6 protein-coding genes are annotated in these 13,168 nt (G+C 49.5%); 3 read left to right on the forward strand and 3 right to left on the reverse strand.

Going from position 1 to position 13,168, the window contains the following annotated elements:
• The 3 genes from KDD36_12590 to KDD36_12600 form a co-directional block, all read right to left on the reverse strand.
• On the reverse strand, positions 1-2,604 hold a 2,604-nt coding region (locus KDD36_12590; protein ID MCB0397489.1), incomplete at its 3' end, for a gliding motility-associated C-terminal domain-containing protein.
• Between the two features lie 145 nt (positions 2,605-2,749).
• On the reverse strand, positions 2,750-3,673 hold the full coding sequence (locus KDD36_12595; protein MCB0397490.1) for a glutaminase: 924 nt from the start codon (positions 3,671-3,673) through the stop codon (positions 2,750-2,752).
• A 148-nt stretch (positions 3,674-3,821) separates the two neighbouring features.
• On the reverse strand, positions 3,822-8,402 hold the full coding sequence (locus KDD36_12600; protein ID MCB0397491.1) for a gliding motility-associated C-terminal domain-containing protein: 4,581 nt from the start codon (positions 8,400-8,402) through the stop codon (positions 3,822-3,824).
• 389 nt (positions 8,403-8,791) lie between these two features.
• On the opposite strand from KDD36_12600, the gene KDD36_12605 reads away from it, so the two are divergent.
• The 3 genes from KDD36_12605 to KDD36_12615 are packed head-to-tail and all read left to right on the forward strand — an operon-like array spanning position 8,792 to position 12,905.
• Positions 8,792-9,403, forward strand: a complete 612-nt coding sequence (locus tag KDD36_12605) for a tetratricopeptide repeat protein (protein ID MCB0397492.1) — start codon at positions 8,792-8,794, stop codon at positions 9,401-9,403.
• Between the two features lie 53 nt (positions 9,404-9,456).
• Positions 9,457-11,151: an ABC transporter substrate-binding protein gene (locus tag KDD36_12610; protein MCB0397493.1), complete on the forward strand. Its 1,695-nt coding sequence runs from the start codon at positions 9,457-9,459 to the stop codon at positions 11,149-11,151.
• Positions 11,148-12,905 carry an ABC transporter substrate-binding protein gene (locus tag KDD36_12615; GenBank protein MCB0397494.1) on the forward strand — a complete coding sequence of 586 codons (1,758 nt, stop codon included), beginning with the start codon at positions 11,148-11,150 and terminating at the stop codon, positions 12,903-12,905. The genes KDD36_12610 and KDD36_12615 overlap by 4 nt, the downstream gene beginning before the upstream one ends.
• Positions 12,906-13,168: the final 263 nt, after the last annotated feature.

Here is a 13,168-nt window from a genome sequence, read left to right on the forward strand (position 1 = left end):
ATGGACTACCGTGACCTTGCCCATTTCTCGTATCTGTTCACCCTTCCAGGTCCACGCGCGGACGACCCACACATAAACATCTTCCTGGACAATCTCGGTGCTTCCTTCGACCCTTCCGTCCCAGCCCGTCCAGTCGTTTCCTTCGAAAATGAGGTTACCCCAACGGTCGAATACCAGCAGTTCAAGACGGCTCACATCCATGACATTTCCCAGCGGGAAGAACAGGTCATTGACCCCATCTCCGTTAGGACTGAATGCGTCCGGTACATAAAATGTCGGGATGTCTTCGATGTAAACAACGCCCAGGGCGGTATCAACACAGCCATAACTGTTTGCGATGGTCAGCATGACGGTATAGCTTCCGGTGTCAGCGTAAACGTGGGTTGGATTCTGAATTCCGGAAGTGTCCCGGTCTCCGAAATACCATAACCATTGAACGGCTCCTGCCGAGAAATCAGTAAACGAAACTTCCGGATTGAAAATATTCACCACTTCCGGAGAGGTCTGGAACTGGGCCTGTGGATCCGGATAAACCTCAATAAAGCAATCCCGGGTAAGCGTGTCGGTACAACCATTCGCTGAGGTGCAGACCAGCGTTATATCATAGCATCCCGCCGCGGAGAATTGGTGTGTTGGTGTGCCTGAAGTACTTGCGGAATTATCGCCGAAATCCCATTCATATGTTACAGCGCCGTTGCTGCAGTTGGAGAACTGGACATCAAGCGGACTGCATCCTGCAGTGGTATCCGCATCAAAACAGCTGGTGGGTCCGCCGATGTTTCCCACTGTAGCCGTATCATTCGTGGTGCAGCCGTTGCCATCATTTACGGTTACGTAGTAGTTGCCTGCGGACAATCCGCTTACCGTTGCAGTGGTATACGCACCGGGAGACCATAAATACATATACGGTGCCTGGCCGCTCGCAGTGACCGTTACGCTTCCGTTGTTCTGGCCGCAATTGCTGTTGGTGGATGTGGTGGTGCTGGCAGGTGCACTGAACACGGTGACCTGAATGGATGCGGAAGCGGTATCTCCGTTGGCATCCGTAATAGTTACGCTGTAGCTTGTCGTCGTGTTCGGGCATACGTTATGTGGTCCGGCTGCCGGTGAGATTCCCTGGTTCCATTGAAATGTGTAAGGAGATGTTCCTCCGGATGGTGCGGCGGTCAGGTCTGTGCACTCACCCGGACATAACTGTGAAGGTGAGGCACTCAGGAATGCGGAAATAGAACAGGGGCCGGGCTGGACAGTGACTAATACACTGTCCACGCCCATGCAACCCTTGGCATCGGTCACCGTCAGGTAGAGTGTGGTGTTTTGGTTGGTTGTAGAGAAGGGGTTCGCGATGTTGGGATCGCTTAGCCCTTGTGACGGTGACCAGATATAAGTATATGGTGAAGTGCCTCCGCTGCCGCTGCCATTAAGCTGGGCGCTGTCTCCGGCACAGTAGCTTACGTCGGGGCCTGCATCTGCAACAGGTGCATCGAATATTTTTACGGTAACCGTGGTGTCATGCTGGCATCCGTTTCCGGTGACACCGCTTACGGTATAGGTTGTTGTTGAAGTAGGGCAGGCTTGTGGATTGGCACTATTCGGATCGCTCAGTCCCGTAACCGGTGACCAGGTGTAGGTCGTTGCACCGGTGGCAGACAGACTTACGCAACTTCCGGCACATGTCGAGTCCGGAGCAACCATGACCACCGGGACCGGATTTACGGTAATGGTTATGGCCTTGCTTTGGCTACATCCTGCGCTATCCGTTACGTTAACAGTATATGTTGTTGTTTGGTTGGGTTGGGCAACCGGATTGGAAATATTCGGATCACTCAATCCCGTCGTAGGTGTCCAGGCATAAGTATAAGGTGTAATGCCGCCGCTCGGGACCACATTAAGGTTTACTTGTTCTCCTTCACAAATACTTTGATCTCCGGAAGTTTGCAGGGTGATGTTGCTGCCGGAAGATGGCGGGAAATTCCCATCTGTGCTTACCCAGTTATCAATTCCGAGATAACCCCCGAATCCACCGGAAGGACCGTCAACCGCGCGAAACCGTAAATGTGTCCAGTTCTGCGCAGGGGTGAAACAAAAAGTCCATGTGCCCCAGGTACCTGGAGCGGGGGTAGAGGTTTCCGCGCTTTGGAATAAGATCTCCCCGGCATTGCATGCGGACATGCCCCCTTCAATAAGAAGAATACTCGGTGCATTGAATCCACCTGCGGGTCTCACATAATCCAGCGTGAAACAATATTGCGTTCCCGCTTCCAGCGGACTGCACAGTTCAAGGGCGGTACGTTCTCCGTTGGCTTCGGCTGTTCCGCTGCCTCCGCTTGCCCAGAATGACATATAGGATGAACCATCGGTTGGTGCTTCGGTAAATCCGTATTGCCCCGGTTGTATATCAGATGTGGCTGGTCCGCCACCAGGGTAGTTACAGGTGATCCAGTTACCATCGAAATTGTCCGGAAGACACGGTTGGGTCTTCTCGCCGTCACAGTCACCGGCTGCACGTTCAAACGACATATTAATGTCGCATGAGATGCACTGCGCCATGGATTTTGACAATGGCAATGCCAGGGTAAGACATATGAACAATAAAGACCTCATCAATGGACGTACACTCTACACTCGTAATAATACGGCAAGTTGTGAAATTAAGTTCGTTCCATCCATCCTATATGAAGGGATTTTAGGAAGTCTGCACAAGAAAATCCATGGGCCAAAACCATGTTAAGCACATACGGTGCGGCCGTTAAAAGATGGAATTGTCGGCGTAGGTTGTAAAGAGTTCAAGTGCTTTTACACCGGCCAAAGAGTTGCCGTGTTCATTTAATCCGGGAGACCAAACGGCGACACTCAGTTCGCCAGGAACCACCGCAACGATCCCGCCGCCTACACCACTCTTGCCGGGTAATCCCACCCGGTATGCAAAATCACCAACGTCATCATATAATCCGCAGGTAATCATGACCGCATTGATCCGTTTGGCGGTGGCAGTGGTTACCACTTCTTCATTGGAAATGGCCGACCGGCCTTTGTTGGCCAGAAAGCTGAATGCCCTGGCCAGGTCTGTACATGACATGGCGATGGAACATTGGTGAAAGTAAAGGTCCAGCACAGCCTCCACATCATTGTCAAGATTCCCGAACGATTTGATGAAGTTGGCCAATGCCCGGTTGGTGTGACCGAACTTCTTTTCGGCGGCGGCAATGTTCTTGTCATAGTCGATGCTGTCGTTGTCGCTGAGTTTTCTGACAAAGTTGATCAGGTCTTCCGGAGCGTTTTCCACATGCTCCATGATGATATCCGCAATCACGATGGCTCCTGCGTTGATGAAGGGATTTCGTGGTCTTCCTTTCTCGTATTCAAGTTGGATGAGGGAGTTGAAGGGATTGCCTGAAGGTTCGCGTCCGAGTCGTTCCCAGATGCTGTCGGGAAGAAGGTTGATGGCAAGCGTCAGTGATAATACTTTGGAAATACTTTGGATAGAGAATGTCTCGTCGACATCTCCGGTGGTGAACATTTGTCCGTCCACAGTGCAGACAGACATTCCGAATTTATCCGGAGAGATACCGCCCAACGGGGGGATATAGTTTGCCACTTTGCCTTTGCTCAGAAGCGGCTTCACTTCCTTTCGGATCCTCTCAAGTATAGCCTGGTAGTCGTTGGTAATCATCGGTGCATTCAAATCACGGTAAATGTATCACATTTCAAAAAACCTGGCATCAAATCACCGGGTCTTTTCCAAAGTTCGTACGTGCCGCAATAACTTTATGCACTTTCTTTCTCCGGGATAATATGTCTGATGTTTCCCGGATAACGACTTATTTCAACAAGGTCACATGGCCGGTGCGGTTGATCGTTTTACCGTTGCAATCGATGGCCCTGACAAGCCACACATATACATCTTCCTGAGCTATTTCGTCAGAGCCGCCTTCCACTTTTCCATCCCAGCCTTTCAGGGAATTGGTGCGATGGATCATGTTGCCCCACCGGTCGAATATGTACATCTCAAATTCACAGATGCCGTAATAGACCGGTGTGAAGGTTTCGTTTACTCCGTCGTTGTTGGGGGAAAAGGCATTGGGAAGGTAAAAGCTGTAGATATCCTTCACGCACACAATCCGCTCCATGGTGTCTGTGCAATCAAACTGATTGATAAGGATAAGACGTACGTTGTAGCAGCCGGTATCCGAATAAGTGTGCTCAGGGTTTTGCGTGGTATCCGTCACGCCATCTCCGAAATCCCAGAACCATGCGGATGCGTTGGATGACTTATCAATGAAATTAACAGTAGGAGAGAGGATGGTGGTTGTCCACGGACTGGCATCAAAGTCGGCCTTTGGAACCGGATGTGCCGATACATAGCACGATTTGGTGAGTGTGGCACTACATCCTTCCTGCGAGGTAACGGTAAGGGATATATCGTAGCACCCCGCGGAATTGTAAATGTGACCCGGGTCTGGCAGGTCGGAGGTTGTTCCATCTCCCATGTCCCAAAAATAGGTGGAGCCTCCGGTTGAACAATTGACAAATGAAGCGCTCAGTGGTGCGCAACCCGTTGTGGAGTCGGCGAAACAGGCCACCGGTGAATCATGTATCATTACCTGTGCCGGGATCTCCGCTGAACAGCCTGAACCATCGGTGACGGTAACGTTGTAATTACCGGCACACAAACCGGTTGCGGTTGCCGAAGTTTGCGAATTGCCATCATCCCACATATATGAAAATGGTGTGGTACCACCACCGGTGACAGAAACCGTAGCCGATCCGTTACATATATTGCAGGAAGTCTTGATGGTAGAGGTATCCAGGAGGATGGCGGCAGGTTCTGTGATTAACACACATAAGGAATCTGTACATCCGTTTGCATCCGTGATGGTCACACAGTAAGTGCCCGCACCCAGATTGGAAAGATCTTCCGAAGTACTTCCCTGATCCCACATGACCGAGACAGGTGGAGAGCCACCACTGATACTGATGTCAATGGAACCATCGTTCATGCCGTTACAGGAAACCGGGGTATGTGTTTCGGTAATATGCAGCAGCGGTGGTTCTGTGATCGTTACGGTTCCTGATCCTGAGCACCCTGAGGCATCGGTGACTGTTACATTATATGTACCCGGACATAGACCGGTGGCTGTTTGTGTGGTCTGATTCCCCGTGCCTGTACTCCATAGAAATGTATGTGGTGGATTACCTCCGTCAGGTGTTACAGTTGCGGTGCCATCGCATGCGCCGTTACATACCACATCGGTTTTTGTAATGGTTACCGGAAAACCGCCAAGCTCTTTGATGGACACCTCATCGGTGGCGATGCATCCGTTCGCATCCATGATGGTCACGGTGTATGTGCCAATGCCGAGGCCGGTTGCCGTTGCTGTGGTTTGGGAGGAAGGGTCGCTCCACACATAGGTGAAGTTACCTGTGCCGCCTGAAGCGGTAACTGTTCCCGTACCTGTTGCTGAACCGCAATCGGTATCCGTGGAATCCATGGATGATGTAATGCGTAGCGGCTCATTCACGGAAACCGATGTGATGGCGGTGCAACCATTCGCATCGGTAACCGTGACATCATAAGAGCCTGAACACAAACCTGTGGCGGTCGCAGTGGCTTGTGAGGAACCATCGTTCCACTGATATTGGTACGGCGATGAGCCTCCGGATGCGGTCACGGTGGTGGCGCCATCGCAGGTGCCGAAGCATGACTGATCGGTAGAGTCCGTTGTCAGGGTCATGGCAGGAGGTGATGTGAGCGTAACAGATGTGCTGTCGGTACAACCAAAACTGTCCGTAACGGTGACATGATAAGTACCCACACATAACCCTGTTGCGGAAGATGTGTTTTGGCTGTTGGCATCGTCCCATTGGTAAGTGAAGGGGCCATTGCCGGTAGATGTGACCGTACCGGTCCCGTCACACAGACCATCACATGTTGGTGGGATGGTACTTGTTACGAGGGATGGAGGGTCGTGGACGACGACCAGTACGGAAGCGGTGTCTGAATTTCCGTCGTTGTCAGTGACGGTAACGTAGTATCTTGTTGTTGTTGCCGGGCAAACATTATGCGGTCCGCCGCCTGTTCCGATGTTAGGATTCCATGCATAGGTGTATGGTTCGGTGCCGTCCGTGGTGGTGGCTTCCAGATCGGTGCAGAAACCGAGACATATCGTATCGGGAGTGGCGGTGAGGGTCACCCTCGGGCCACATGGGATGTATACCCCATTCACAATGACCGTATCAATCCATTGGAGCGGACATACCGGATCGCTGTCTGTGACGGTGACAATGTACTGTCCCGGATCCAGGCCCGTAATGGTTTGGGTTGTTTTTCCATTGCTCCATAAATAAGTATAGGGTTGTGTACCGCTGGGGTCTGTCACGGTTACCGTGCCGGTTCCCAACACACATCCCTGCACCGGTGTACTGGCTGTATCGATACAGGTAGGGCAGGTATTCCGTAGCAGTTTTTGTACAAAACCTTTTCCGGTTACATACAAATAATCATCGTCCAGCGGATCAAACTTCAGGTCATACACGCTATTGGTCACCGGGAATGAAGCATCGAAAACCAGGTTTGAACTGTACCTCTTCACAACGCCGTTTAGCCCCACATATACCCGGCAACAGCTATCCACATCAAGTCCTGAGAACTTATCCAGAGTTCCGCCAACGGTCACACTGGTGATCATATTCCCGGTGGCAGGGTCATATGCCCTCAGGTCGTTACCATTGTAAGTATATATGCGGTCGTTGCAAATGACCATGCCGTTTACACCTGTGGACCATCCTCCGGCAAATCCTGCGGCACCACCGTTGATGAATGACCCTTGCCCCAGCTCCATCATGTTGGTGGGTTCATTGACCTTCCATATGGCTGTCCCCGGTGTGGCCACTGAAGATTTACAGAACTTGGGTGCGGTGGCAGACGAATTCGGGTTGGAGTTGGTGGAATTGGTGATGTAAACAAACTGACTGGCTTTGTCCTGTGTCAGGTAGCAAATGTCTTCGGTGTTTCCTGCTGTTCCCCAGGGGCAATAGATCGTTCCGGTGGTCAGGGATGTATCGGTCCGGATAAGATGTGAGCCGTTATTGCTTCCGCCACCTGCCCAGAGCACGCCGTTATCTACCACCTGGTTGTAATACAGGCGCCAGCCGAATTCGTTGACATTAGGTACATTTCTGGTGGTGATGGCGCCGTTGGCGGTGGCAAGAATATACCCCGTGTTCCCGGCGCCGATGCCCATACCCACGATCACCTTCCCTCCGCGAAGTACGATCATATCTCCGTAGGCACCGAGGTTGGTAGATGCCAGACCGGTGGCGGTCCACTGAAGGACGCCGGCCGTATTGAATTTTTTAACCTGGTAGTTGTAGGAAGGAACAAAGCCTCCGTTGGAAACACCGCCGCCCATTACATACACGTTGTGGTTGAAATCCAACCGTATGGTATAGCCGTCGTTGGCTGTTGTAAAGCCGGGGCTTATGCTCCAGACGGAAGTGAAGGGGTCGATGACCAGTTTTTTCGTCTTGTCGTAATCAGGAACCTTGAATGATACCGTTGTGCCATCCAGTTTGAATGAAGCGCGGACCGGTTGGCCTTTATGATCTACATAGGCGAGATCGGGCGCATGGTCCGTGATCTTCCCGTCTGCAATGTGGGCGATGATATTTCCCTGTTCGTCCACAGCAATACTTTCCATGCCGCTGTATTTCATCTTCACCCGGGAAAGATCTCCACCGGGATGAACGATGACATTGTATTTTACCCCCAGCTCTTTTGATGAATTCTTTGCAGGGAAATAGAATTCAACATCAATGTGCGGGTAAATATTTCTGTAGACCAACTTTTGATAGGCCCGTGCAATGACTGATTTGTTTGCGGCTTCCTGCCGGGGGACGCTGTATGAATAATTGTCCGGAACCATCCCGGTAACTTCCACTTTTGCTTCCGGGTTCGCATTGACCCATTCAATATGAACGTAGGCTGATTTGTCGTCAAAGAACCGGCTCAGGCTTGCATCAACCTTGCCATGCTTGCGGATATGGTGTTCGACTTCCTCCAGAATTTCATGCCGTTCTTCCGGGCTGTTATATCGCGGTTTGGGTACGATATTGATCACATGGTAGCTGAAACCGGAAGGGGTGAAGTACACCTTGAGTCCCTGGTTATTGATTGCAAATCGTACATCTTTCAGCGGCTGTCCGTCGGGTTGGTCAAACTGCCCGTTGTTTTCTATAAACACTTCCGCAGAAAACGGGTCAGTGACCGTCCATGCCCGCGGATGGGCTGCCGGTGAATCTGTTCTGTCCGGGGATGATGTGTTTTGGCCGTTGGTTGTGAATGCTGTTGTGCACAGCAACCAAGCGGTAAATGCAAAAATGCATTGCGCCTTTGTATTCATTCGATGTTGGTTTAGGGCAGTACCAAGCATTCGAACCATGCACCACACATGGCCGTGAATAACTAAGAAAAGAAAATCTGAAATTGGCTAATGCCGGATACTACTACACTCTGGCCCAAATATAAGGCGATATTTATCAGATTAACAAATTTCAATACTCAAATTTGTGATTGAAGATCCAAAGTCGGTGGACCTGTGATTGAAACAGATGCCACCATGTTTAGGTGTGAATGATCGCATTTGACTTTTGAATAGCTGACTATGAAGATGTACAGTATTTGCCAGGAAGGTGGTGATGGCGTGTGGAAAGATTTTGTTTCGAAACCAGGAAGAGCTATAAATGCTTGTTCTCGAAGAAATTCTTCTTAAAATAATTTATCTTTAATTCCATGAGACCACTTGCTGCAGGATTCCTTTTTCTCCTTATTTCCGGGTCGTTGTTTGCACAAAGCAAAAAGGCTGAACACTTGCTCGAAAAAGGCCGGGAAAAGATTTTAAAAGAAGATCTGGATGGTGCCATAGAGGATCTGTCCGGAGCCATTTCTCACGATAGTACCTTGACGGAGGCGCATTACGAACTGGGAGTGATCTATCTCAAATTGAGCAATACCAAATCCGCCATGCAATCTTTCAATAGGGCTATTGAGATAGATTCAACCCACAGCAGGGCTTACAAGAACCGGGGAAAAGTAAAAGCCATTCTGCAGGATTACCGGGGAGCTATGGAAGATTTTAAAAGGGCAATTGCCCTGGATGAAAAGTATGTCAATGCATATTTTGACCGTGCGGTAACATGGATGCAATTGAAAAAGTACGATCAGGCTATCCGGGATTTTGACATGGTGATCAAGTTAAGCCCTAAAGATGCGGAAGCCTGGCTGCAAAGAGGAAGCGCAAAAATTTATAACGGAGATAAAGAAGGGGGCTGTCTGGATTGGAGTAAATCAGGAGAGTTGGGTAATATCAATGTATACGAACTGATCAGGAAAAATTGCCATTAGTGTTGTGTAACCAACGAATGTGTTTGCAGTATAATACGTAAGTTCTCGCTGCCATGAATTTGTACACCAAGGTTTCTGTTTTGTTTGTTTTAAGCGGTTTGATGCTTTTGCAGGCATGTGTGTCGCCCGGTAAGCAGGAAGAGTTGGGGGGTGCGGAACGGCCACAGGATGTGATCAGCATGAATTTCAAGGAGAGCTATAGAAGCTTGTATCCGTTGATGGCCACGGACAATGTGTCCTATGTTGTATTGGCCAATATGATGGAAGGCTTGATTACCTATAATGATGCCACACAGGCCTTGTTGCCTTCCCTGGCTGAAAGCTGGAATGTGATCGACAATGGTATTCGTTACATATTTCACATCCGTAAGGGTGTCTATTTTCATGATGACGCCTGTTTCCCGGACGGAAAAGGCAGGGAAGTGACAGCCTCGGATTTTGAATTCTGCCTCACTCAGTTGTGCAAGCCCGGAGATAACAATGATGCATTCTGGATTATCAATGATAAGATTCTGGGAAGCAAAGAGTACTACATGTCGAAAGAGGCGGGTGATGGTAAAGTAAACAGTGTCTCAGGAATCCGCGTCATTGATAAATACACACTGGAGGTGACCTTAACCCAACCTTACAGTGTGTTTCTTAGTATTCTGACCACCCAATATACTTTTGTTTATCCGCATGAAGCGGTTACCAAATACGGACCGGATCATATCGATGAACATCCCGTGGGAACCGGACCATTTATGATCAAGGAGGTAAAGCCGGCCGAATATGTGGTGATGATCGGAAATCCGAACTATTGGCGAAAGGATAATGAGGGCAACCGCCTACCTAAGCTGGACGCCCTTGCTCTGTCATTTGATCCCGGTATGAATGAGTTGGAAGAATTGGAAAAAGGCAGGCTGTCCATCATCTTTCACTCAAATCAGGACCAGGTGAATCAGTTGATGTCCAAAACCGAAAAAAAACGTTTCAAGGCATTAAACAATTTACAGTTATCCATGTCTTTTCTCGGGCTTCAACACAAAGATCCGGTTCTCAAGGACGTAAGGGTAAGGAGAGCCATAGCCATGGCTATCGACAGGGATGAGCTTAACAAGTTGTTGCCAGAGGGCAGCATGGTTGCAGATAAAGGAGTGGTTCCGCATGGCTTCGAAAAGTTTCCCTATGATAAGGTGACGGGATACGCGTTTGATCCTGACAGTGCCAGGCAGTTGCTGAAAGAAGCAGGTTATCCGGATGGTAAGGGTTTACCTGTGTTTCAGATGGCCTTTGAGCGACTGTTTGCACGTTTCGGGGAATCCCTGCATAAAATGCTCGAGAATGTTGGTATCCGGACGGAACTGGTGCTGGTCCCGTTTCAGGACATGATTAAAAAAGCATACGGCGGTTATGTGCCCATGTTCAGAATAGGGTGGGTGGCGGATTACCCCGATCCGGAGACATTCCTGAATTTGTTCTATGGCGCCAATGTTCCTTTGAATCCTTCTGTGAGTACCGATGTGAATCCGTGCAGATATGTAAACCCATTGTTTGATATGTTGCTGGATGAGGCCTACCGGGAAACGGACATTACCAGGAGGTCCCTTCTGTATGCCAGAGCGGATAGCCTGTTAATGGAGGATGTGGCCGCCATTCCGTTGTACTATGGATCATATATATCCCTGATGCGATCCGATATCAAAAACTTTCATGGGCTTAATACGAAATTCGATTTCAGCGAAGCATACATTGCACGTGAAGAATGAAGCTAAGAATTAAGAATGAAGAATTAAGAATGAAGCGGACTGTAACATACCTGATCTTCGGATGGCTCCTTTGTGTGGTTGTATCCTGTGGTAACCGGAAGGATACAGAGGTAGTGGTTGAAAATCAGAAGTCCGAGAAGTATGGTGGGGTGGTGCGCCGCAATATTGAGTTTGGTTTTGCCAGCCTCTATCCACCGAATGCTTCAGACAACGGATCGTATCAGATCCTCAGAAATGTCATGGAGAACCTGGTCAGTTTCTCAGGTAGCGGCAGCATGGTTGAACCCTGCCTGGCGGAAAGATGGGAAATACTGGACAGCGCAACAAGGTTTGTTTTTCATCTGAGGAAGAATATTTATTTCCATGATGACCCGTGCTTTCCGGGAGGTAAGGGGCGTGAATTCAAGGCATCTGATGTGGCGTATTGTTTGCATCAGGTTTGTGAACCGGGTCCGCAAAACGATGCATTCTGGATCCTGAAGGACCGCATCAAAGGGGCCACGGAGTACTATGAATCACGTGATCGGGGGGATGGTCTGGTAGACAGTGTTGCCGGTGTGCATGTGGTCGACGAGAATACGATCGAGATTATCCTGAACAAACCATACGCTGGCTTTCTGAATATACTGGGTGCCCCGTTCCTGTTTATTTACCCACGGGAGGCGGTGAAAAAATACGGGGTGGAACACCTCGATGATCATGCGGTGGGAACCGGTCCTTTCAAGGTAAGTAAAGTATTGCCGGGGGAGCATGTGACGCTTATCCGCAACGGCAATTATTGGAAGATGGACGATGAGGGCAATGCGCTGCCTTACCTGGATGGCGTGGTGTACACCTTTAATCCTTCACAGAACGAGCTGGCCGATCTGCAGAACGATAAGCTCGACATTGTGAGTTCCGCAGGGAGGCAAACCGCAGAGAAGTTCCTGTCGGGAAATCCCAAAAGAAAATTCCGATTGATGGAGAGCACGGTACTCAGCACCACCTTCATTGGTTTTCAACATCAGATGGATATGTTCCGGAACCGTGATGTTCGTAGGGCCTTTGCCATGGCCATTGATATAAAGAACCTGGCCTTGTATATGTTCGACGGACTCGCTGCGCCTGGCGAGTATGGTGTGGTTCCGCCGACCATCAGCGGCTACGATGCAACCAAAATCCGTCCGGTCTCCTATGATCCCGACATGGCCAAAAAGTTGTTGGCAAAGGCGGGATACCCCAATGGAAAAGGATTTCCTTCTATCGAGATGATGTTTCCGGAAGGCCATGAGAAGATGGGGGAGGCTGTTCAGGATATGCTTCAGAAAAACCTGAACGTGCATGTAGATCTCGTGATCATGCCGTTCCAGGAACTGATACCACGCGTGTATGGCGGATTTGTCCCGTTGTTCAGAATGGGATGGGCGGCCGACTATCCCGACCCCGAATCATTCCTGTCCCTGTTCTACGGCGCACCCGTTACGAGTGACCTGAGTGTGGAGGTGGATATCAATCCATGCAGGTATAAAAACCCGGAGTTTGATGCCCTTTATGAAAAGGCGAATGCCGAGATTGATAACAAGAAGCGCATGGAACTATACCGGCAGGCAGACCAGTTGTTGCTGGATGATGTGGCTGCCATCCCATTAAGCTATCGCATTGAGTTTACGCTGATACGTGCGTCTCTCATGAATTGCAGGCCCAATATTCTTCGCACATTCGATTTTACAAGGACCTATTTCAGGAAAGAAGCGGGGGATTTGAAAACTAAATAACGTGCCCAACAGGATATTACCTTTGGATGTTTTTAGTGTCTTTGAATGTCAATACCTCATCTTGTCAATTGGCTGCAAAATGGATACTGTTTGAAGTATCTTACTAAGAAATCTCCATGATACTTGAGGGAGTTGCTAATTTATAAAACCATTCTCCTGAAAGCTACCCAAAGTCCGGCACCGCGTGCAATCATAAAAAAGCAGAATGCCAGCCACAGACCATGGTTCCCCAGGAGTGGTTCAAGTATGTAAAACAGGGGCAG

The organism is Flavobacteriales bacterium, assembly GCA_020435415.1.
In the GTDB taxonomy this organism is placed as follows: Bacteria; Bacteroidota; Bacteroidia; order JACJYZ01; family JACJYZ01; genus JACJYZ01.